At 72.7% G+C, this 20,296-nt stretch carries 18 protein-coding genes and 10 tRNA genes; 20 read left to right on the forward strand and 8 right to left on the reverse strand.

Annotation, left to right across the window (positions count from 1 at the left end; all coding sequences use genetic code 11):
• Positions 1-50: 50 nt before the first annotated feature.
• A complete protein-coding gene (locus Dfulv_RS17970; protein WP_259864620.1) occupies positions 51-749 on the reverse strand; it encodes an HAD family hydrolase in 699 nt (232 codons plus the stop codon).
• Positions 750-838: 89 nt separating this feature from the next.
• Here Dfulv_RS17970 and Dfulv_RS17975 point away from each other — a divergent pair, with 89 nt between their 5' ends.
• On the forward strand, positions 839-1,411 hold the full coding sequence (locus tag Dfulv_RS17975; protein ID WP_259864633.1) for a histidine phosphatase family protein: 573 nt from the start codon (positions 839-841) through the stop codon (positions 1,409-1,411).
• Positions 1,412-1,749: 338 nt separating this feature from the next.
• Here Dfulv_RS17975 and Dfulv_RS17980 read toward each other — a convergent pair whose 3' ends face one another.
• Both Dfulv_RS17980 and Dfulv_RS17985 read right to left on the reverse strand, forming a co-directional pair.
• The gene (locus Dfulv_RS17980) at positions 1,750-2,286 is read right to left on the reverse strand and encodes a GNAT family N-acetyltransferase (protein WP_259864634.1); all 537 of its coding nucleotides are present in this window, start codon (positions 2,284-2,286) and stop codon (positions 1,750-1,752) included.
• Positions 2,258-2,731: a hypothetical protein gene (locus Dfulv_RS17985; RefSeq protein WP_259864637.1), complete on the reverse strand. Its 474-nt coding sequence runs from the start codon at positions 2,729-2,731 to the stop codon at positions 2,258-2,260. Before Dfulv_RS17985 ends, Dfulv_RS17980 begins: the two co-directional genes overlap by 29 nt.
• 141 nt (positions 2,732-2,872) lie before the next feature.
• On the opposite strand from Dfulv_RS17985, the gene Dfulv_RS17990 reads away from it, so the two are divergent.
• The 10 genes from Dfulv_RS17990 (at position 2,873) to Dfulv_RS18035 (ending at position 3,875) form a co-directional block, all read left to right on the forward strand.
• Positions 2,873-2,946 (forward strand) — tRNA-Glu (locus Dfulv_RS17990).
• A 21-nt stretch (positions 2,947-2,967) separates the two neighbouring features.
• A tRNA-Gly gene (locus Dfulv_RS17995) sits at positions 2,968-3,041 on the forward strand.
• A gap of 56 nt (positions 3,042-3,097) precedes the next feature.
• Positions 3,098-3,171, forward strand: a tRNA-Asp gene (locus tag Dfulv_RS18000).
• A gap of 14 nt (positions 3,172-3,185) precedes the next feature.
• Positions 3,186-3,260 (forward strand) — tRNA-Gly (locus Dfulv_RS18005).
• Between the two features lie 80 nt (positions 3,261-3,340).
• Positions 3,341-3,414: transfer RNA gene (locus Dfulv_RS18010), tRNA-Leu, on the forward strand.
• 25 nt (positions 3,415-3,439) lie between these two features.
• Positions 3,440-3,514 (forward strand) — tRNA-Glu (locus Dfulv_RS18015).
• 2 nt (positions 3,515-3,516) lie between these two features.
• A tRNA-Met gene (locus tag Dfulv_RS18020) sits at positions 3,517-3,596 on the forward strand.
• Positions 3,597-3,669, forward strand: a tRNA-Val gene (locus Dfulv_RS18025).
• Between the two features lie 37 nt (positions 3,670-3,706).
• Positions 3,707-3,790 (forward strand) — tRNA-Tyr (locus Dfulv_RS18030).
• A gap of 14 nt (positions 3,791-3,804) precedes the next feature.
• A tRNA-Cys gene (locus Dfulv_RS18035) sits at positions 3,805-3,875 on the forward strand.
• Between the two features lie 50 nt (positions 3,876-3,925).
• Here the strand turns inward: Dfulv_RS18035 and Dfulv_RS18040 are convergent.
• Positions 3,926-4,300, reverse strand: coding sequence for a winged helix-turn-helix transcriptional regulator (locus Dfulv_RS18040; protein ID WP_259864640.1), 375 nt, complete (start codon positions 4,298-4,300; stop codon positions 3,926-3,928).
• 65 nt (positions 4,301-4,365) lie between these two features.
• Between Dfulv_RS18040 and Dfulv_RS18045 the strand changes: the two genes are divergently transcribed.
• Together Dfulv_RS18045 and Dfulv_RS18050 are read left to right on the forward strand one after the other, a co-directional pair.
• Positions 4,366-4,953 (forward strand): NADPH-dependent F420 reductase, encoded by a 588-nt coding sequence (locus tag Dfulv_RS18045; protein WP_259864649.1) that lies wholly within the window; start codon positions 4,366-4,368, stop codon positions 4,951-4,953.
• A 97-nt stretch (positions 4,954-5,050) separates the two neighbouring features.
• The gene (locus Dfulv_RS18050) at positions 5,051-6,610 is read left to right on the forward strand and encodes a M4 family metallopeptidase (protein WP_259864661.1); all 1,560 of its coding nucleotides are present in this window, start codon (positions 5,051-5,053) and stop codon (positions 6,608-6,610) included.
• Between the two features lie 75 nt (positions 6,611-6,685).
• Here the strand turns inward: Dfulv_RS18050 and Dfulv_RS18055 are convergent, their stop codons facing one another.
• Positions 6,686-7,237, reverse strand: a complete 552-nt coding sequence (locus Dfulv_RS18055) for a TetR/AcrR family transcriptional regulator (protein WP_259864664.1) — start codon at positions 7,235-7,237, stop codon at positions 6,686-6,688.
• A 100-nt stretch (positions 7,238-7,337) separates the two neighbouring features.
• Between Dfulv_RS18055 and Dfulv_RS18060 the strand changes: the two genes are divergently transcribed.
• Positions 7,338-8,285: an SDR family NAD(P)-dependent oxidoreductase gene (locus Dfulv_RS18060; RefSeq protein ID WP_259864666.1), complete on the forward strand. Its 948-nt coding sequence runs from the start codon at positions 7,338-7,340 to the stop codon at positions 8,283-8,285.
• On the opposite strand, the gene Dfulv_RS18065 is transcribed toward Dfulv_RS18060, so the two are convergent.
• Both Dfulv_RS18065 and Dfulv_RS18070 read right to left on the reverse strand, forming a co-directional pair.
• Entirely contained in the window at positions 8,272-9,846 is a 1,575-nt protein-coding gene (locus Dfulv_RS18065; protein ID WP_259864677.1) for an LLM class flavin-dependent oxidoreductase, read from the reverse strand. The genes Dfulv_RS18060 and Dfulv_RS18065 overlap by 14 nt on opposite strands.
• Positions 9,847-9,929: 83 nt before the next feature.
• Complete coding sequence (locus Dfulv_RS18070; protein ID WP_259864680.1) at positions 9,930-11,963, reverse strand: methyl-accepting chemotaxis protein; 2,034 nt, start codon at positions 11,961-11,963, stop codon at positions 9,930-9,932.
• 85 nt (positions 11,964-12,048) lie between these two features.
• On the opposite strand from Dfulv_RS18070, the gene Dfulv_RS18075 reads away from it, so the two are divergent.
• From Dfulv_RS18075 to Dfulv_RS18090, 4 genes are all read left to right on the forward strand, one after another.
• Complete coding sequence (locus tag Dfulv_RS18075; RefSeq protein WP_259864683.1) at positions 12,049-13,380, forward strand: ABC transporter substrate-binding protein; 1,332 nt, start codon at positions 12,049-12,051, stop codon at positions 13,378-13,380.
• A 54-nt stretch (positions 13,381-13,434) separates the two neighbouring features.
• The gene (locus Dfulv_RS18080; RefSeq protein ID WP_259864685.1) at positions 13,435-14,715 is read left to right on the forward strand and encodes a diguanylate cyclase domain-containing protein; all 1,281 of its coding nucleotides are present in this window, start codon (positions 13,435-13,437) and stop codon (positions 14,713-14,715) included.
• Between the two features lie 169 nt (positions 14,716-14,884).
• The gene (locus Dfulv_RS18085; RefSeq protein WP_259864688.1) at positions 14,885-15,076 is read left to right on the forward strand and encodes a beta-xylosidase family glycoside hydrolase; all 192 of its coding nucleotides are present in this window, start codon (positions 14,885-14,887) and stop codon (positions 15,074-15,076) included.
• Positions 15,077-15,200: 124 nt separating this feature from the next.
• Positions 15,201-17,105: a hypothetical protein gene (locus tag Dfulv_RS18090; RefSeq protein ID WP_259864690.1), complete on the forward strand. Its 1,905-nt coding sequence runs from the start codon at positions 15,201-15,203 to the stop codon at positions 17,103-17,105.
• Between the two features lie 262 nt (positions 17,106-17,367).
• On the opposite strand, the gene Dfulv_RS48575 is transcribed toward Dfulv_RS18090, so the two are convergent.
• Complete coding sequence (locus tag Dfulv_RS48575; RefSeq protein WP_319805800.1) at positions 17,368-18,282, reverse strand: nuclear transport factor 2 family protein; 915 nt, start codon at positions 18,280-18,282, stop codon at positions 17,368-17,370.
• Positions 18,283-18,370: 88 nt separating this feature from the next.
• On the opposite strand from Dfulv_RS48575, the gene Dfulv_RS18105 reads away from it, so the two are divergent.
• Positions 18,371-19,417, forward strand: coding sequence for a serine hydrolase (locus tag Dfulv_RS18105; protein ID WP_259864693.1), 1,047 nt, complete (start codon positions 18,371-18,373; stop codon positions 19,415-19,417).
• 19 nt (positions 19,418-19,436) lie between these two features.
• A complete protein-coding gene (locus Dfulv_RS18110; RefSeq protein WP_259864696.1) occupies positions 19,437-20,264 on the forward strand; it encodes a transglutaminase-like domain-containing protein in 828 nt (275 codons plus the stop codon).
• The last annotated feature ends 32 nt before the right edge of the window (positions 20,265-20,296 follow it).

A 20,296-nucleotide genomic window follows, 5' to 3' on the forward strand; every position in this document is an offset into this window, starting at 1 on the left:
GTCCTGGGTGTTCCGCAACGGGGGTCGGTCATGGCCAGTCTCTACGACCGCTAGCGTCCGGCCTCCGTGATCGCCTCCAGCACCCGCTGGGTGTCGGCGAGGTTCTCCAGCGTCACGTGGGCGCCGGCGGTCCGCAGTTCCTCCACGGAGAACCGGCCGGTGGCCACCGCCACCACGCCCGCGCCGGTGCTCAGTGCCGCCTCCACGTCCAGCGGGGTGTCGCCGACCAGCACCGTGCGGCTGCCCGGGAACCGGCGCCGGTACCGGCCGGCCGCCGCGGCCCGGGCCACGTGCACCAGGTGGCCCCGCACGGTGTCGCTCCAGCCGTAGGCGCCCGAGTCGAGGTCGAGGTACTTCATGAGCCCGAACGGGCCCAGCTTCACCTCGGCCATGCGCCGGACGTTGCCGGTGAGCAGCGACTGCACCGCCGCCGTGCCGTGCACGGCCAGCAGGGCCTCGTGCGCTCCCGGCAGCGCCCGCCCGCGGGCCGGCAGCTGCTCGGCGAGCTCGTCGAGCGCGGCCTCCGCGGCGGCCCGCATCGCCTCCAGGTGCCGCTCCGGGCTCGTCACGTCGTTGAGCCGCAGCATGTCCAGCGCGATCGCCCGGTCCGTGCGCCCGGCCATCGGCGGCTGGTGCACGACCGGCCGGTCGAACAGTCGCAGGAACGCCAGATCGTACGCCTCACGCCCGACTCCGTCGACGTCGACCAATGTGTGGTCGACGTCCCAGAGCACCAGAAGTCTGTCCACGCGTGCAGCGTAGCGGTACTCGACGTTTCGGATGTGGAACGTATTGTTAATCTCCGGTCCGTCATAACCGGCCGGGGCACAATGGGCGGGTGGGCGAGATCGTCGTGGTGCGGCACGGGCAGACCGAGTGGAGCGCCAACGGGCGGCACACCTCCACCACCGACCTCGACCTCCTCCCGGAGGGTGAGGAGCGCGCACGGAACCTCGCCAAGGCGCTGGCCAACCGCCCCTTCGTCGCCGTCGTCAGCAGTCCCCGCAAGCGCGCCCTGCGCACCGCCGAACTCGCCGGACTCACCGTCACGGAGATCGACCTCGATCTCGTAGAGTGGGACTACGGCGACTATGAGGGCCGCACCACGCAGCAGATCCGCGCCGAGCGGCCCGGCTGGGACCTGTGGACCGACGGCTGCCCCGGCGGCGAGACCCCCGAGCAGGTCACCGTCCGCATGGACCGGTTCCTGGCCAAGGCGCGGCCCATGCTGACCCTCGGCGACGTCGCGGTCGTCAGCCACGGCCACGCCTCGCGGTCCCTGGCCTCCCGATGGCTGGACCAGCCCGTCTCCTTCGGCGCCCGGCTGAGCCTCGACACCGCCACGCTGTCGGTGCTCGGCCACGAGCACGGGCACGAGTCCCTGCGCGCCTGGAACGCCCCCGTCGCCTGACCGCAACCCCGACGAAGGTCATGGCCGGGGCCTGCCGTTCGGGCAGGGTGCCGGGACCCTGCCGATTCCTACCGTCCCGGCATGACGTTTCCCCGCCGTGTGCTGCTGACCCTGTCGATCCTCGCCGCCGGAGCCGCCGCCGTCGTGGCGCTCGCGCCGGGCGGCCTCGGTGACCCCACCCGGAGGTGGTGACCAGCGGCGTATCCGCCGACCTGTACCGCAGCGCCGGGGTGCCGGAGGCGGTTGCCCGCCTCGCCGAGCTCGTCGCCCCCGGCGCGCTGCTGCTCCTCGCCGCCGCCCTGGCCCGGACCGGTTGGACCGGGCGGCGGTCGCCGCACTCACGCCCGGCCGGTGAGGGAGATCCAGTAGCGGCGGGCCGTCCCCAGCCACGTCTCGCGGACGTCCTCCAGCACGCCGCCGTTGCGCTCGATCACCAGCGCCGACGCCCGGTTGTCCACCGCGCACGACACCAGCACCCGATCGAGGCCGCGGCCGCGCGCCTCGTCCAGCACCGCGGCCAGGGCCCACGTCGCCAGGCCGCGGCCCCGCGCCGACGGGCGCACGCCGTAGCCCACGTGGCCGCCGGCCTCCAGCAGCCGCTCGTTCAGCCGGTGGCGCAACGTGATCGCGCCGAGCACGGCTCCGCCCTCGGCGATCCACCGGTACGACGCGTGCACGCGGTCCCTGTCGACCGGCACCGTCTCGTCGGACTGGCGGTTGAGCCGGTCGACCCAGGCCGCGAACCCTCCGGGCGAGTCGACGTTGTCGGAGCCGTGGAGGCCGCTGCCGTCCTGATGCGCCCCTCGGCCCCAGTCGTCACGCGATTCGAGCCAGGCGCGGTGCAGGTCAATGGTGGGTCGGACGAGTTCCGGCATGACGTACAAGATAAATGCATTGTGCTTCGGCCGGCGAATGCGTAATGTATTCATCAGCACCGAGAGGGGTCGGGAAAGAAGTCGGCCCGAAGCATACGGCTCGGTCACCACGGATTGGAGGATTGCCATGACGCGGCACCCCGCGCTCGCGCCACAGCGGCTCGCGCCGTGCGGTGAGGCCGTCCTTCGCTGTGACGGCGGGCCCGGAAGCGTCGATGAGCTGGGTTATCTCGACGAACGGGAGACCGGGCGCCTCGGCAGGCGGTGCGGCTAGCAGCCCACCGGCTCCGCGGCCGCCGCCTCCCAGCACCGGGAACGGCGGCTTTTTCTTTGCCTCTATCCGCCCGTGGCAGGGCGTGATCCACGCTGCCCGGGAATCGCATTTCTGCACCGCACGATATTGCACTGCAGGCTGCCCGGAAATGGCCGGGATGGCGTCGCGCATTGACAAGTTCACAGTGGATGGCACACATTTTTCCGGAGCGAGGGAGACGGAAACCCACGCGCCTTGGGAGCGCGAGACACCCCGTTCGACTCGGGGGCTTCGGACCATGCCACGCGGGCCGTCGGCCGGCAGTGGCAGCACCGCCCGTGAGGCTGAGGAAGGTAGACCCCCGGATTCTCACTCCGGAAGACCGGGTTCAACCCCCGGACGGGCGACGTGTCAGCACGAGCGTCAGTGCGGTAGTTGTCCAACCGGCAGGACACCTGCCCTCCAAGCAGGCACAGACGGGGTTCAAGTCCCCGCTACCGCTCTGGTGCCGGGCCGGGATCAGCGAAGGGGGGTCCTGATCCCGTCCGGCCACCACTTGCCGTCGTAGCTCAGTCGGTCAGAGCAAGGCCCTGTCGAGGCCGAGGTCGCCGGTTCGAATCCGGTCGACGGTGCGCAGCACCACCATGCGGTTGTAGCTCAGTCAGGTCAGAGCGTCGCCTCGCCATGGCGAAGGTCCCGGGTTCGAATCCCGGTTGCCGCTCAGGGTTCCAGCGTTGCGGTTCCAGTGTTTTCACGAAGCTTCACTCCGGTCCGGGCGGGCCATCACCCCGCCCGGCCCCCGCCCTCGTGGCCCAACAGGCAGAGGCACGACGTTGAGGACGTCGACGGTGCGCGTTCGAATCGCGCCGAGGGCACGCACACGTCCCGGAACCGGGACATGGCGCGGTGGACGAATTGGGAGAGTCGCCTGGCTTTCACCCAGGACACTTGCGGGTTCGAGTCCCGTCCGCGCTGCTTGCAGGGTAGAGGAGTTCGGCCGTCCTCGCCGGTCTCATAAGCCGGAGATTCGTGGGTTCAAATCCCACCCCTGCCCCCAGCCCGTGTAGCTCAGGGGGGAGAGCGCCGCCTTCACACGGCGGAGGGCCCAGGTTCGAGACCTGGTGCGGGCACGTTGACCGTCGGACACGGGGCCGGCCGGTCATCCAAGCGGGTGCGCCGACGTCGGAGAGTCGGGGCTGGCTGTAACCCAGTTGCCAGTGGGCTCAGGGGGTTCGAATCCCTCCACCCGCACGCAAGTTTTGTACGGTCGCATGCCCGAGTGGTCAGGGACCCGCCTGCAAAGCGGGGGACGCCGGTTCGAGTCCGGCTGTGGCCTCGTCCGTGTGCCATCCACTGTGGACTGTCGCGCCACCCCGTCACGAGGCGTCATGAGACGGCGTCGTACGCCGCCCGCGCGGCGTCGATCTCGCCGATGTGCCGCTCGGCCCACCCGGTCACCACGGCCACGACGGGCATCAGGCTCTCGCCCAGCGGCGTCAGCCGGTACTCGACGCGGGGCGGCACCGAGTCGCACACCCGCCGCGCCACCAGGCCGTCGCGCTCCAGGCCGCGCAACGTCTGCGTGAGCATCTTCTGGCTGGCGCCGGCGAGGACGCGGCCCAGTTCCCCGTGCCGGCGCGGCCGGAGCGCGAGTTCCTTGAGGATCAGGCTGACCCAGCGGTCGCCGAGCCGATCCAGCACGCGGTGCGTCGGGCACGCGGCCATCGCGCTGCGGTACGCCGCCGCGTCGCTGTGATCCATCGTGTCCTCCGGGCACCTGAAAGTACGTACTGCCGGTACGGCAGCCTCCAGCCTACGTTCGAGGCATGAGCGTGATCGGAATCCTCGGCGCCGGCAACGTCGCCCGCGCGCTGGCCCCGGCGCTGTCCGCCGCCGGCCACGACGTCGTCGTCGGCACCCGCGACCGCCTCGCCGCCACGGCCGAGTCGGCGGAGATCGCCGTCAACGCGCTGCCCGGCGCGGTGTCGGTCGAGGTGCTCGGGCGGCTGCGCCCGATGCTGGACGGCAAGGTACTGCTCGACGTCGCCAACGCCGTCGAGCAGGGCCCCGACGGCTTCGCCTCCCGCCTGCTGTACCGGAACCTCGCGCAGGAGCTCCAGCGCACCCTCCCCGGCAGCCGTGTCGTGAAAGCGCTGAACACGGTCGGCCCGGCGCCCCTGATGGCCGCCCCGGGCGGCCTGGCCGTGCCGCCGTCGACGTTCCTGTGCGGCGACGACCCCGGCGCCAGGAGAACGGTCGCCGGGCTGCTCGCCGACCTCGGCTGGCCGTCGCGGTCGGTCGTCGACCTCGGCGGCGTGGCGAACGCGTGGTGGCCGGAGTCGTTCGTGCTCATGATCCGGCCGCTGGTGGCCGCGCTGGGCCCGGTCCCGTTCGCGCTGACGATCGCCCGCTGAGCGGCGCGGGTCCCGCCGAGGGTTCCCCAATACATCGAAATCCTGGTATACGTCGATGCGTGACGCGATCCGTCACCGACGTATATCAGGAGGTCCGATGAAGCGAACCATCGCGGCGGTCGTCGTGGCCGGGGCCGTGATCGTGGCGCCCGGTGTCACGGTCACGGCCGCCCAGGCCTCACCGTCCCTGGAGGCGCACCGCGCCGACGCCAGGGCGTCCGCCGCCGACGTGTTCACCGCGTTCAGCACCAAGGTGGACGCGAACGGCGCGGCGCACACCCGCTACACCCGCACATACCACGGCATCCGGGTCTACGGCGGTGACGTCGTCGTGCACACCGACGCCAAGGGCGCCTACGCCGGCACCTCCAACAGCCTCGCCGTGCCGCTGCGGGTGAGCACCAGGCCGGCGGTGAGCGCGGCGAACGCGGCCGGGGCGGCGAAGGCCGCGTTCGGCGGTACCGTCGCCGCGGCCGCCGTGCCGCAGCTCATGATCGACGCGTCGAGCGGCATCGGGCGGCTGGCCTGGGAGAACGTGATCGAGGGCTGGGCCGCGGACGGCCAGACGCCGTCGCGGCTGCACGTCGTCACCGACGCGACGACCGGCGAGGTTCTCGGCTCGTGGGACGAGATCGAGACCGTGAACGGCACCGGCCGGACGATCTACAGCGGCACCGTCACCGTCGACACGACGCTGTCCGGCTCGACATACCGCATGAGCGACCCCTCCCACGGCGGCAACACGGCCTGCGACATGAACAACCGCACGAGTGGCACGTGCACCGTCTTCACCGACGCCGACAACACCTGGGGCACCGGCGCCAACAGCAACCGCCAGTCCGCGGGTGCCGACGCCTACTACGGCGCGGCGAAGACGTTCGACTACTTCAAGAACGTCCACGCCCGCAACGGCATCTTCGGCAACGGTACGGGTGTGCCGAGCCGCGTCCACTACGGCAACGCCTACGTCAACGCATTCTGGGACGGCTCCCGGATGACCTACGGCGACGGCGCGGGCAACAACCGGCCGCTGGTCTCCCTCGACGTGGCCGGCCACGAGATGAGCCACGGCGTCACCGAGAACGTCGTCCCCGGTGGCCTTACCTATTCGGGGGAGTCGGGTGGCCTGAACGAGGCGACGAGTGACATCTTCGGGTCGATGGTGGAGTTCTACGCGGCGAACGCGGCGGATCCGGGTGACTACCAGGTCGGCGAGAAGATCAATATCAATGGTAACGGTTCGCCGTTGCGGTACATGTACAACCCGTCGCTGGACGGTGCGTCGGACTCGTGCTGGTCGACGTCGACGAAGAACAAGAACGTGCACTACTCCTCGGGTGTGGCCAACCACTTCTTCTTCGACCTGGCTGAGGGCACGGGCGCGACGGCGTACGGCACGTCGCCGGTGTGCGGTTCGGCGCCGGCGGTGACCGGGATCGGCCGGGCGAAGGCGGAGAAGATCTGGTTCCGGGCCCTGGACGTGTACTTCACGTCGAACACCTCGTACGTGAACACCGCCAACCCGGCCAACACCGCCCGCGCCTACACCCTGCGCGCGGCCGCCGACCTCTACGGCAACTGCTCGACGGAGTACCGCGCGGTGCGCGCCGCCTGGACGGCGGTGAACGTCGCCGGCAACGACGCCGCCTGCCCGTGACGGACTGACCCGCCGATGACGCCGGCCTACCCGGGATGCCTCGCGGTCCCGGGTAGGCCGGCCTCGTGCCCGGGGTCAGGCACGGCGGAACCGCAGGCCGTCCATGAGCAGGTCGAGCAGCCGGCCCGCCTGCTCGCGCTGGGCCGGCTCGCCGGCGGCGAGGGAGATGCCGCTCAGTGCCATGAGCACGTCGCCGGCGTCGACGGTGCCGAGGCCGGCGGCCGCCAGCAGTTCGGTGATCGCGCCGACCAGCCGCTCCCGGCTGTGCGCGAACGGCTTGCCGCCCGCGGCGATCACCACCCGCAGCGCGTCGGCGAGGCCGCGCTTGGCCGCCATGTAGTCGATGTACCGGTCCATCCAACTTCGCAGCGCCTGATCCGCGGGTAGGTCGGCGAGCAGGGCCGGCACGGCGTCGCACAGGCGGGTGAGTTCGGTGCGGTACACCTCCTCGATCAACGCCTCCCGGGTGGGGAAGTGGCGGTAGAGGGTGCCGATGCCGACCCCCGCCGTGCGCGCGATCGAGTCCAGGGTCACCTCCGGCCCGGTGTCGGAGAACGCGCGCATGGCGACCTGGAGCAGCCGTTCGCGGTTGCGCCGCGCGTCGGCCCGCAGTGGTCGCTCCGTCACAGTGCCCTCCCACGACTTGTATACGGAGGGTCCTCCACTTAGTGTTGGGTCTTAGTGGAGGTTCCTCCGTTTGGAATCGTACCGTTGGGAAGGACTTACCATGACCGACCGATCACGCATCACCACACCCTTCGGCGCCGCGTCGACGGCCGAGCAGGTCGTCGAGGGCATCGACCTCACCGGACGGCGGGTCGTCGTCACCGGCGGCGCCTCCGGCATCGGCGTCGAGACCGCCCGCGCGCTCGCCGGGGCCGGCGCCGAGGTCACCCTCGCGGTCCGCGACACCGCGGCCGGCGACCGCACCGCCGAGGACGTCGTCGCCACGACCGGCAACAAGCTCGTCCACGTCGCCCGGCTGGACCTCGCCGACCAGGCGTCGGTCCGCGCGTTCGCCGAGGGCTGGGACGGGCCGCTGCACATCCTCGTCAACAACGCGGGGATCATGGCCTCGCCGCTCGGGCGCACCGCCGAGGGCTGGGAGCTGCAGTTCGCGACCAACCACCTCGGCCACTTCACCCTCACGACCGGGCTACTGCCGGCGCTGCGCGCGGCCGGCGGTGCCCGGGTCGTGTCCGTGAGCTCGGCGGCCCACCTGCGCTCGCCGGTGGTGTTCGAGGACATCCACTTCGAGCGCCGGGCGTATGATCCGTGGCTGGCCTACGGCCAGTCGAAGACCGCCAACGTCCTGTTCGCCGTCGAGGCGACCCGGCGCTGGGCCGGCGACGGCATCTTCGTCAACGCGCTGATGCCCGGCGGCATCCGGACGAACCTGCAGCGGTATGTCACGGAGGAGGAGCTCGACCGCCTGCGCGCGGCGAGCGGTGGCGGTGGCCCGCGGTGGAAGACGCCCGAGCAGGGCGCCGCGACCTCGGTCCTCGTCGCCACGTCGCCGCTGCTCGACGGCGTCGGCGGGCGCTACTTCGAGGACTGCGCCGAGGCCGGCCCCAACGAGCCGGACACCCGCACCGGGGTCGCGGCGTACGCGCTGGACCCCGAGGCGGCCGCCCGGTTGTGGGACGTCTCCGTCGCCGCCGTCACGTCACGTTGAGCCGGCTCAGCGGCTCGACCAGCTCCCGCTCCTCGTAGGACAGGTGTGACAGGAGGGTGTCCGTGAGCAGGTCGACGGCGTCCCGTACGGCGGCGATGCCGTCGGGCTCGGTCACCATCGCGACCAGCGCGGCGTCGACCCGCTCGAGCACGTCCGCGATCACGTGGTGCTCGGCCTCCAGGCGGTCGACCACCGGTGCCAGCCGGGGGTCGGCCGCCCGCAGCGCCGGGAAGAGCGACAGGTCCTCGATGGTGTGGTGGGTGGTCACGACGCGGCAGTAGCTCTCGCAGTACGTGCCGAGTGTCCAGTTGTTCTGCCGCATCGCCATCGTGTTGATCATCGAGCGGGCCCGGGCGAGGTCGATCGACCCGGCCGCGACCTGCTGGACCAGGTCGCGGACCTGCGCCAGCTCCTGCCGCAGGTGGTCGTGGACGTCGATGAGGTGCTGGCCCTTGGCGCGCTGGCGGGCGGTGTACCGCACGGTGGCGTCCCGCTCCGGCCCGGTGGGCCGCTCGGACTCGTCCCAGAGCCGGACGGAGGACAGCCGTGCCCCGTCGTCCGGCGTCGGCGTGGCGAGGGTGTCGTTCGCCGGATGGGCCACGATCGGGCCGGCCGTGGTGTCCTCCGGCTCGACGACCCCGGTCACCGGCAGCGGCGGCCCCGCCGCGGACCGGGCCCGTTCGGCCGCCACCAACTCGCGCACCGCCGGGGCCACCTCCTCGCCGAACCGGCGCAGGTCCGTGTCCCCGCCGGCCGACACCATCAGCACGAACGCGCTCATGCCCTCCGTGACGGCCAGCTCGGCGAGCTGTTCGACCCACACCTTCGGCGGCCCCTGCAAAAACTCCTGCCCGCGGCCCGCGAACGTCCCCGCGATGTTGTACAGCCGCCGCACGTCCTCGGGCCGCCGTCCCGCCGCGACCGCCGCCTCGTCGATGCGCGCGTTGCCGTCGGCGAGCTGCTCGGGGGGCAGGTACGGCGAGCTGGGCAGCCAGCCGTCGCCGATCCGCCCGATGAGCCGGAGCATCCGCGGCTTGTACCCGCCGATCCAGATGCCGATGTCGTGCGCGGCGCCCGGGCCGGGATGCGCGCCCCGCAGCTGGTAGTGCTCCCCGTCGACCCGCGCCGACCGGTCCGCGCTCCAGAGCGCGCGGAGCACCGCGACGGCCTCTTCCAGAGCCTGTAAAGACTCGGCGGCGGTACGGCGTGTGCCGCCCATGCCCACGATCGCGTCCCAGAACGCGCCGGCGCCGAGCCCGAGCTCGACCCGCCCGCCGGAGAGGACGTCGAGGCTGGCCGCGGCTCGGGCGAGCACGGCCGGCGGGCGCAGCGGTAGGTTGGCCACGTTCGGGAACACCGAGATCCGCTCGGTCTGCGCCGTGATGACGGACAGCAGTGTCCACGCGTCGAGGAAGCGTGCCTGGTAGGGGTGGTCCTGCACGCTGGTGAGCTCGAGTCCCAGCTGTTCGGTGAGCAGTGCCAGCCGGAGGGTCTCCCCAGCGGTGGCGGCCTCGGCCGGCAGGAACGTGCCGAAGCGCAGGTCGTGGCCATAGTCGGTCATGCAGATAATATTCCACGCAGAACGTCTGTCAGCAAACAAGCACGTCCGCGGGAGTGCTGGATCACGTTGTCCGGCCGGATCGTTCACGACATGGCGGTCACATACCGTTTGATGCGGTCGGTGGCCCGCTCCGAGGGCATGAGGAACTGCAGCCCGATCTCGGTCTGCGCGTCGATGCCGAGGCAGTGCACGACCTGGGCGTGCAGCCGCAGCGGTTCGTCGTCGAGCGTGAGCTCGACGCTCACGGTGTCGCCGGCCCGCACCGGTGCCCCGGCGGCGGCGTGGCAGCGCAGGCCGCCCTGGCTGAGGTCCAGCAGTTCGCCGGTGACGACGTCCCGCCCGCCGTCGACGCTGATGCGCACCGGGCCGGTCGCGCCGATCCGCTCCGCGTGCCGGCGCTCGAGCTTCTCGGCGAGCGTCGACATCTGATGGATGCGTTCCATGGTCTCGTTGACCCGGCCGTTGAGCCGCTCGACGACCGCGTGCTGGTCCAGCGCGACGGTGTGCAGCACCCCGGTCGCCTCCCCGACGCCGCCGACCCCGGCCACCATCGCCTCGATCGTGTCAGCCATCTCCGCCGCGTGGCGCTCCAGCGACGTGATCGTGGCCGAGATCTGCTCGGTGGACTCGGCGGTGCTGCTCGCGAGGTCCTTCACCTCGTTGGCGACCACGGTGAAGCCGCGGCCCGCCTCGCCGGCCCGGTCCGCCTCGATGGTGGCGTTGAGCGCGAGCAGCCGGGTCTGGGCGGCGATGCCCGCGATGATCTGGGTCGTGCCGGCGACCTGGCGCAGGCTCTCGCCGAGGGCGGCGACCACCCGCTCGGCCTGGCCGGCGCGGTCGACCACGGAGGCGGTGGCGCGGTCCGCCGCGGTGACGCGGTCCTCGATGGTCCGGGCGGCGTCGCGCACCTCGTCGACCTGCGCGACGACCTCCTGCAGTTCCCGCGTGATCGCACCGACCGACTCGTCGACGGCGCTCTGGGCCCGTTCGTGCAGCTGGCGCTGCCCTTCGCGCTGCTGTTCGAAGCTCGCGTGCAGCTGCTCCTCGCGGACGCGCCGGCCGCGTCGCAGCTCCTCCTCCTGCTCGGCGAGGCGGTGCCGGGCCTTGTCCAGCGCCCGGCCGATGTCGCCGAGCTCGTCGCGGCCGGACGGCAGTTCGCGCGGGCTGAGGTCGCCGTCCGCGGTAGCGGTGACGCCGGCGACCGTGAGCCGCACGTCGTGCCGGGTGCGCCACCAGACCGCGGCGGCGAGCCAGATCGCGATGACCAGGCCGGCGGCCGTGACGGTCAGGTTGAGCGTGCGGCCCCGCACCAGCCGGTCGTACCGGACCTGCAGCAGCCGGCGTAGCGCGTCCGTGGCCGGGGCGAGCGTGGCGCCGGCCGCCTCGGCCACCGGGCCGGCGTCGCCGGGCGCCGGGGCCTGCAGCGCGGCGGTAAGGGCGACGGCGAGCGCGTCGACGGCGTCGGCGGTGGCGTTCAGCGGCGCGAGGCTCCCCGCCAGGGCGGGGTCGGCGGTCTGCCCGACCGCGGTCGCCTGCCCGGTCCGGATCGCCGCCGCGGCGGCGGCGAGCGTGCCGGCGTGGACGGCTTTCGCGGCGACCAGGTCGGCCGTGGCGTTGCGCGCCCCGGTGTCCGGTGCGGCCGCCGCCGCGGCGGCGCGCAGCGCCTTCGGCAGCTGGACGACCAGGATGTCCATCACGTAGAAGGAGTCCAGGTCCGGGTCGAGCATCAGGTTCGAGCGGTTGCCGGTCTCGGTGACGAGCGCGGCGAGGGCGGTGGCCGCCGGCACCCCGCCGCCGTCCGGGACCGCGCCCAGCTCGGCGCCGAGGTCCAGCTCCGGATGGTCGCCCACGGCGGTGCGCAGCGGTGTCAGGTCGGGTGTGCGGCCCGCGGCGATCGCGACCATCGCCGCCAGCGCCGGGCGGACCACCTCGGTGCCGTTGATCTCCTTGCCGGTGAACTCGACCTGGCCGCCCACCGAAGTGCTGTACGCGTACGTGGCGCCGAGCCCGGGCACCAGCAGGACGACACACAGCACGGCCAGGCGGGTGCTCGTGCGGACCCGGTCGGACAACCACAGGACCGGCGCGAGCAGCGCAGGCCGCCGCGAACCACTCATACCGCTCGGTTCGGCACGCCCGGCGTACTCCTGAGGTTTCCGGCGGCCGGCGTGACCGCCGATTCGAGCCCGTATGCTGCAGTTCATGGGGATATTTCGGGCACCGCGCGTCGGTGTGCTCGCCGCCGCGGCCGTGCTCGGCCTCGCCGGGTGCGGCGGCACCGCCGGGGAGGGGCCGGCCGCCGACGCCGCCTGTGCGCCCTACGCGGCGTACCACGGCCACGGCCGTACGACCGTGAAGATCTACGGCTCGATCCGCGATGTCGAGGCGGACAAGCTCACCAAGTCCTGGGAGGCCTTCCAGGCCTGCACCGGCGTCACCGTCGACTACCAAGGCTCCGCCGACTTCGAGGCGACCCTGGCCGGCCGCGTCAAGGACGGCGACGTGCCGGACCTCGCGTTCTTCCCGCAGCCCGGCCTGCTCGCGGCGATGGTGCACGCGGGTGCGCTCAAGCCCGCCGGGCGGGATGTGGCGGCCAACGTCGACCGGTACTACTCCGCCGACTGGAAGCGGTACGGCTCGGTCGGCGGCACCCTCTACGGCGCGCCGATCGACGCCAACGTCAAGTCGTTCGTCTGGTACTCCCCGAAGTTCTTCGCCGCCAAGGGGTACACGGTCCCGGAGACCTGGGACGAGATGCTCGCGCTCAGCGACCGGATCGCCGCCGACGGGGTCAAACCCTGGTGCGCCGGCATCGAGTCCGGCAGCGCCACCGGCTGGCCGGTCACCGACTGGCTCGAGGACACGCTGCTGCGCACCGCCGGCCCCGACTTCTACGACCAGTGGGTCGAGCACCGCGTCCCGTTCGACGACGGGCGGGTCGTGGCCGCCCTCGACCGCGTCGGCGGCATCCTGCGCAACCCGAGGTACGTCAACGGCGGCTACGGCGGCGTCGACAGCATCGCGACGACCGCGTTCCAGGAGGGCGGCCTGCCGATCCTCCAGGGTACCTGTGCCCTGCACCGCCAGGCGTCGTTCTACACGAACTGGTGGCCGGCCAACGCCGAGGTCTCCGAGGACGGCGACATCTACGCCTTCTACCTGCCGCCCGTCGACCCGTCCGCCGGTCGCCCGGTGCTCGGCGCCGGGGTCTTCGCCGCCGCGTTCACCGACCGGCCCGAGGTCCAGGCCGTCGCCGCCTACCTGTCCTCGCCCGGCTTCGCCGACAACCGGGCCCGCACCGGCGGCGTGGTCAGCGCCAACCGTGAACTCGACAAGAGCGTCCTCGGCACGCCGCTCGCGAAGCTCTCCGCGGCCCTGCTCACCGATCCCGCGGTGACGTTCCGGTTCGACGGCTCGGACATGATGCCGGCCGCCGTCGGCTCCGGTTCCTTCTGGACCGGGATGACCGACTGGATCGAGGGCGAGGGGACCGCTACCGTCCTGCACCGCATCGAGGGCACCTGGCCCGCTTGAGTCGGGGGTTCCGGCGCCGATGTTCGCCGCGTGTGCGGACGGATACGGCGTCGGGTGGCGGATCTGCGGATCGCCACCAAGATCGTCAGTGTGTCGTTCGTCGTCACCGCGATCTTCACCGCGTCCGGTGTCGTCGGGCTGCTGAGCCTGCGCCACCTCGTCGCCGCGCAGGACCGCGAGTATCGCGTCAACGTCGTCGCCCTCGACCGGATGACCACCGTCCGCTCCGCCGTCGGCGCACAACAGGAGGCCGTCCTGGCCTACATCCTGTCCGACCCCGGCTTCTACCGCGACACGTACGCCGCGGTCATCGAGCAGTCCGACCGCGAGATCGACGTCCAGATCGCGGAGCTGCGGCGCCTCGCCCTGCCCGCCGCCGAGCACGAGGGCCTGCGCGCCTTCGCCGCCACCGTCACCATGTGGCGCACCGCCCGCGACGCCGCGCTGTCCGCCGCCCGCTCCGGCGACCAGCGTAAGGCGGCCTACGTCGTGCTGGTGCGCTCCGAGGCGATCGCCCGCGCCGTCAAGGACCGCGCCAACGCGTTCCTGGCCCAGCTCGTCGAGGCCGTCGCCGACGGTGCCCGGCAGGTCAAGACCAACAGCGTGCAGACCGCCCGGCTCATGGGGCTGCTGCTGTTCTCCGGCGCGGTTACCGCCCTGCTGCTGTCCGTGCTCACGGCCCGCGCCATCTCCCGGCCGCTGCGGGAGGTCGTCGACGTCCTCGCCCGGGTCGCCCGCGGCGACCTCAGCCGCCGGGTCGAGCTCGACCGCGGCGACGAGGTCGGGCAGATGGGCCGCTCCCTCAACGAGACCCTCGGCGTGCTGCGCAACGCGTTCGAGGAGGTCCACCACCGGGCCTCGCACGACGGCCTCACCGGCCTGGCCAACCGCGCCCTGCTGCGCGAGCGCATCGCCCGCGCCCGGCCCAACGCCGTGCGCGGCCTCCACGTCGCGATGCTGCTCATCGACCTCGACGGCTTCAAACAGGTCAACGACGCCCACGGCCACGCCGCCGGCGACTACCTGCTCACCGTCGTCGCCGAGCGGCTCAAGGCCGGCGTCCGCGCCGACGACACCGTGGCCCGCCTCGGCGGTGACGAGTTCGCCGTCCTGCTCGACGGCATGGACCACGCCGACGTCGACGCCGTCGCCGAGCGGCTGCTCGCCGACCTGCAGGCGCCGACCGAGTTCAACGGCACCGTGCTCGTCCCGCGCGCCAGCGTCGGCGTCTCGCTCTGGGACGGCGAGGTGTCCATCGACGCGCTGATGCACGACGCCGACGTCGCGATGTACGCGGCCAAGACCGGCGGCAAGGGCCGCGTAGTACGCGCTTGACAGCGTGCCCGCGCACGGGAGCGATCGGCCACGCACTCCGGGTCGACGGCGCGGGCGCGGTCCTGGCCGTCACACGCAGGCTTCGGCCGCCCTCGGCACGCCCGTACCGGAGACGGACGTCTTCCCGGCGTTGACGCCCGGTCCACAATGGAGCACCCTGCGGCGGCCCGTGTCCGGGGACTGGCTGTCCCCGCACGAGCGGCCGGGCCACCTGCGCGTCGCGGGCGGACGGTCGGCGACCGCCCGCGACGGCACCGGCCTGGTCGCGCGGCGGGTCGAGCACTTCCGGGCCGTCTTCGAGGCCACGGTGGACTTCGCGCCGGTCAGCTTCCAGCAGATGGCGCGCGGCGGAGCCGGGTGAACGGGTGGTGGCGGCCGTGCCCCACAATGGTCCGGTCCAGGCGGCGGTCGGCGTTTGATCACGTTTGGATCACGTTCATCGGGCGCCGCGAACCGCGCGGCGAGGAGAAAGCGTCGGAGGCGGTGTGAGCGCAACTCTCGGCGGTGTCACGGGGCCCGCCGATCCGTCGGTCGTGCCCGACGCCGGCATCCCCCGGCAACACGCAACGACCGCCGCGGCCGCGGTCCCCACACCCACGACACCCGACGTCACACCGGCCGTCGAGCCGGCCCACGGGCCTGCCCGGTCGGCGCGGCAGCGGCTCAGCACCGCCGGCCTGCTGCTGTCCGGGCTGGCCGTCATGGTCCTGGGCTACCTGCGGATGGCCCGCGCCAAACCGGTCAACGCCGACGCCGGCGCCAACGCGCTGCAGGCGTGGGACATGTTGCACGGCAACGTCCTGCTGCACGGCTGGACACTCAGCGACGTCTCCTTCTACACGACGGAGCTGGTGCAGTACGCGATCATCGAGCTCTTGTACGGGCTCGACCCGGACGTCGTGCACGTCGCCTCGACGAGCACGTACACGCTGCTGATCGTCTTCGCCGCGCTCGTCGCCAAGGGCGGGGCGACCGGCCGCGCCGGCTGGGCCCGCGCCGGCCTCGCCGTCGCCACGCTGCTCGTTCCCGTGCCGGACAGCGGCTGGGCGATCGTCCTCTACACGCCCAACCACACCGGCACCGCCGTGCCACTGCTGGTGACCTGGCTGCTCATCGACCGGCGCGCCGCCACGCCGCTGCGGCGCTGGTGGCCGGTCGGCGTCGCCGGCCTGCTCGCGATCGCCCAGATCGGCGACCCGCTCGCGCTGTTCGTCGGGGCGCTGCCGCTCGCCGCGGTCAGCGTGCTGCGCCTGCTGCGCGACCGCACCTGGCGCGGCGCCGACGCCCAGCTGCTCGTCGCCGCCGTCGGCTCGATCGCCGTCGCGCACGGTGCGCTCGCGCTGATCTGGCGGGCCGGCGGGTTCTCCGTGCACGCGCCGATCGCGCAGTTCAGCCCGCTCGGCGAGATTCCCGGGCACCTGCGGCTCGCGGTACAGGCGATCGCCCTCAACTACGGCGCCTACTTCCCGCACCTCGACGACGTCCCGGTCGCGCCGCTGGCGATCGCCGCCGGGGTGGTCAACCTCGGCCTGCTGATCCTGGCGGCGGCCGCGGTCGGCACCGTCGCCGTCCGCGCGCTGCGGGGGCCGTGGAACTGGCCACCGGTCCGGGGCCGGGCGGATGCCGCCGAGCGGGACCGCGTCGCCGAGATCCTCGCCGCCGCGATCCTGGTCAACCTCGCCGCGTTTGTCGTCTCCACCCAGGCCGACGGCCTGCTCAGCGCCCGCCAGATCGTCGTCGCCCTGCCGTTCGGCGCCGCCCTGGTCGGCCGGGTCTGGGGCGACCGCCTGGCGGCGCTGACCACCCGCGCTGTGACCGGCCCCACCACCGCCGTGTCGCCGGCCGTGTCGCCGGCCGTGTCGCCAGCCCTGCCGCGGCTCGTCCTGGGCACGCTGGCCGGCGTGCTGGCCGCCGCGTTCGCCGTCCAGGCGGCGACCGCGTCAGCCCAGCCGGCGGAGGGCAGCCCGGCCGCGGACTGGCTGGTCGCCAACAACCTGCACTACGGCCTCGGCAGCTACTGGGCGGCGAACAGCATCACCCTCGCCACCGGCGGCGCCGTCCGGGTCGCGCCGGTGATCGGCCCGGACATCCGGTCGTTCCGCTGGGAGTCCAACGCCGACTGGTACGACGCGACCCGCCACGACGCCCGGTTCGTCGTCATCGACCTCGACGGCCCGGTCTACGGCACCGTCGAGGCGGCGGTCGACCGGTTCGGCCCGCCCGTCCAGCGGCAGGACCTCGACCGCTGGGTGGTGCTCGTCTACGACCACAACCTGCTGGTCGACCTGCCCGCGCAGTGCGGCGGGCTCGCCGTCGCCACTCACACCCACTGCCCGCCGCTGAAACCGAGGGTCCCCGGCGCGTCCCTGATCACCGGCCGGCCCGACTGAGCGGGCCGGACTGGACGGACCCGCCCAGCAGGCGGAGTGCCTGAAGCGGCCAGGGCTTGTCCGCTTCGTTCGCGATGATGGCCGTGACGACATCGCGAACGAAGGGTGCGGACCATGCCCGGCAACGTTTCACCGGTCAAGGACGAGCGGGCTGGCCGGCGACCCCATGGTTGCAGCCCTGGCAGCCGCCGTCCTGAGCACCCGCTCGTCACCGTCGACAAGGCACACTCGGACGCCTCCTGGCCGTCCCGCCGAGCCCGGGTCAGTCCGGGACCTGAGCCGGATCCGCGTAGGCGGTCATCCGCACCACCTTGCCGCCGGCCACGGTGAACACGTCGGCCACGGTGGCCTCGTGGACGCTGAGGTCCTGCAGGACGCCGTGGACGTGGTGGACCACGACGATCCGGTCGCCGCGGCGCGTCGCGAACGGCTCGGAGTGCAGCTCCAGCCAGCCGTCGTACGACGCCCGCAGGTAACGGGCGACGGCGGCCGGACCGACGTGGCGGCCCCCGTTCGGGAACTCATCCGGCTCGATCCACTCGACGTCTGGATGCAGGTCGCGGACGGCGCCCTCGATGTCGCCGGCGGCGAACGCGGCATAGGCTCGCAGCACCAGCTCAATGTCCGGATCCATGGCCTCGACCGTGAAGCCGCCGGCCACGTCGGAGTGCTCCGGCGCCGGTCGTTCGGTGTTCGCCGTGCGCGAATAGACCCGGCCGCGGCCCTGCAGGGCGGTGCGGAACGTGACCCGGCACGGCACCAGCCGCACCGGTGCCGGGGGCGTGGCGAACCGTCCGGTGCCCCAGCGCACCCACAGCGCCACCCGGCCCGCCGCCGCCTCGGCCGCGAGCTTCTCCAGGGTGCGCCGCCGGTCGGAATGGTCGACCTCCACCACGACGGGCGGGCCGTCGGCGCGGGCACAGCCGACGTCGACGACGGAGAACCGCGACTCGTAGGGCGGCGGCAGCGGCATCACGCTGGCCGCGCGCCGGTAGACCCGCCAGCCCCGGGCCCGCCCCCAGTCGACGACGGCGTCGAGGATCAGCTCCGTGACCTGGTCGGCGGTGCGGTCGGCGAAGGTGAGCCGGTCGAGGTGCGCGGCGAGCGCACCGGCGAGCCCGTCGGCGTCGCCCGGGCCGGCGGCCGTCTCGTCGGCGGGCATCTCCTCGGCAGGCATGGCCGCGAGCTTATCGATCGTCGGGGCATCGGCCGTCGCGGATGATGCGTTACCCTCCCCGGGAAAGAACGGACACACGGGAGGAACCATGACGAACGCCCTGCCGAACGCTCGGCCGGACGCCGTGACCGGCGGCATCTCACGAAGGACCGCGATCGCCCTCGGCGCGGGCGCGGCCGTCGGAGCGGTGGCCGGTGTCACGCCCGCGGCGGCCGCGCCGGAGACTGGTCTGGTGACAGCTCCAGCGGACCGCATCCGGCGCGCCTACGAGCGGCAGAAGGCGAAGGCCGGCGGCACGTGGCACTCCCACATCACCCTCGTCGACGCGGCCGGCGTGCCCCAGCCGGTCGTCGCGGACGACGCCGACCACGTCACCAAGGGCTACAGCGTGCAGAAGCTCGCCGTCGCCACCGCTGTCATGGACAAGATCGACCGGGGTGAGCTCCAGCTGGGCCAGAAGCTCGACCTGCCGGCCGACATCATCCTCGGCGGCAGCGGCATCTACTTCCTGCACACCGTCTGGGGCGACCAGATCACGATCGCGAACTTCCTCACCGCGATGCTGCTCCTCTCCGACAACACCGCCGTGCGGATGTGCGGCCGCGTCGTGCCGGCCCTGGAGATCAACGAGATCCTGGCGGCGAAGGGCTTCACCCACACCCGGGTCGAGCCGGTCGCCAACCCGAACCGCTTCTTCCTCGGCGACACGACCCCGCGGGAGATGCACGACCTGCTGTGGCGCCTGGCGACGAAGACGCTGCTCACCCCGGCCTCGTGCGACTTCCTGCTGGGCATCCTGCGCTGGATCAACGGCTACCACGACGGCATCCGCCGCTCCATGTCCTCGGCGGAGCGCAGCCGGGTCGCCACGAAATACGGCGCCGACTTCAACACGCTCGGCGCGTCCCGGCACGAGGCCGGCGTCATGTTCGGCGCCGACGGCGCTCCCGCGCTGGTCTACGGCCTGTTCGCCGAGGGTCTCGGCGACCTCGACAACTACGGCGCGACCCACCCGGCGGTCGAGGCGCACGCCGTGCTCGGCCGTGCCATGTTCGACGTGGTCGAGCACGTCACGACCCCCGCGATCACGGCGCGTCAGACGTTGACCCCGTTCCGGGCGGTTGACGGCGGATAAATGTTGTTAGGTTCGATGGATGCAGCATCGGTACCGCGAGCAGACGCGCTTCAGTGACCCCGGCCGGTTCGGCGCCCTGCTGGACGACCTGCCGGCCGACGTGCCGGCGTTGATGAGCATCATCCGCAACGTGCTCGTGCACTACGTGGCGGCCGGCATCACGTTCACCGGCTCGCGGCTCGCCGAGGTCGACTCGCGGTTCGCCGAGCGGCTCCTGGAACTGGACCAGCGCCGGTTCCCGATGCCGCTCGCCGAGCCGCGGCCGGAGCGGGACCGGGTCGTCGTCTGCTGCCGCGACTTCGCGCTGCTCACCGTCTCGGCGCTGCGCCACCGCGGCGTCCCGGCCCGGATCCGGGTCGGGTTCGCGCCGTATCTCGCCGAGGACTGGAATTACGACCACGCCGTCGCCGAGTACTGGAACGGTTCACGCTGGGTGCTCGCCGACGCCCAGCTCGACCCGGAGCGCTACCCGTTCGACACCGCCGACGTGCCGCAGTTCGTGACGGCGGCCCAGGCGTGGGACGCGCACCGGCGGGGACTGCTCGACGCCGACACCTACGGCGTGTCGCCGTTCCTGCCGTTCCGCGGCCACCAGTTCCTGCTCGACTCGGTGCTGCTGGAGGTCGCCCACCGCCAGCGCGACGAGCTGCTGCTGTGGGACCAGTGGGGCGCCATCACCGACCGGGTCGCCGACGAGCTGGCGGCGATGCTGCTGGCCGCGGACCGGGGCGACACCTCGGCGGAGCGGGCCCTCGCCGAGCGTTACGGGACCGACCCCGACCTGCGCTTCGACGGCCGGGTCCACTGCATGTCCCCGAGCGGCTTCGACGGCTGGGTCTCCGTCTGAGGCCTGTCCTGCCGATGACAGGGGTCGCGAGC

Source organism: Dactylosporangium fulvum (genome assembly GCF_025137375.1).
In the GTDB taxonomy this organism is placed as follows: domain Bacteria; phylum Actinomycetota; class Actinomycetes; order Mycobacteriales; family Micromonosporaceae; genus Dactylosporangium; species Dactylosporangium fulvum.

Bases quoted from the DNA above. Each gene is read 5' to 3' on its own strand.
- Dfulv_RS17980 (WP_259864634.1), bottom strand. From the start codon at position 2,286: ATGCCGGAACTCGTCCGACCCACCATTGACCTGCACCGCGCCTGGCTC.
- Dfulv_RS17985 (WP_259864637.1), bottom strand. From the start codon at position 2,731: ATGCGCGACGCCATCCCGGCCATTTCCGGGCAGCCTGCAGTGCAATAT.
- Dfulv_RS18040 (WP_259864640.1), bottom strand. From the start codon at position 4,300: ATGGATCACAGCGACGCGGCGGCGTACCGCAGCGCGATGGCCGCGTGC.
- Dfulv_RS18045 (WP_259864649.1), top strand. From the start codon at position 4,366: ATGAGCGTGATCGGAATCCTCGGCGCCGGCAACGTCGCCCGCGCGCTG.
- Dfulv_RS18050 (WP_259864661.1), top strand. From the start codon at position 5,051: ATGAAGCGAACCATCGCGGCGGTCGTCGTGGCCGGGGCCGTGATCGTG.
- Dfulv_RS18060 (WP_259864666.1), top strand. From the start codon at position 7,338: ATGACCGACCGATCACGCATCACCACACCCTTCGGCGCCGCGTCGACG.
- Dfulv_RS18065 (WP_259864677.1), bottom strand. From the start codon at position 9,846: ATGACCGACTATGGCCACGACCTGCGCTTCGGCACGTTCCTGCCGGCC.
- Dfulv_RS18070 (WP_259864680.1), bottom strand. From the start codon at position 11,963: ATGAGTGGTTCGCGGCGGCCTGCGCTGCTCGCGCCGGTCCTGTGGTTG.
- Dfulv_RS18075 (WP_259864683.1), top strand. From the start codon at position 12,049: ATGGGGATATTTCGGGCACCGCGCGTCGGTGTGCTCGCCGCCGCGGCC.
- Dfulv_RS48575 (WP_319805800.1), bottom strand. From the start codon at position 18,282: ATGCCTGCCGAGGAGATGCCCGCCGACGAGACGGCCGCCGGCCCGGGC.
- Dfulv_RS18105 (WP_259864693.1), top strand. From the start codon at position 18,371: ATGACGAACGCCCTGCCGAACGCTCGGCCGGACGCCGTGACCGGCGGC.
- Dfulv_RS18110 (WP_259864696.1), top strand. From the start codon at position 19,437: ATGCAGCATCGGTACCGCGAGCAGACGCGCTTCAGTGACCCCGGCCGG.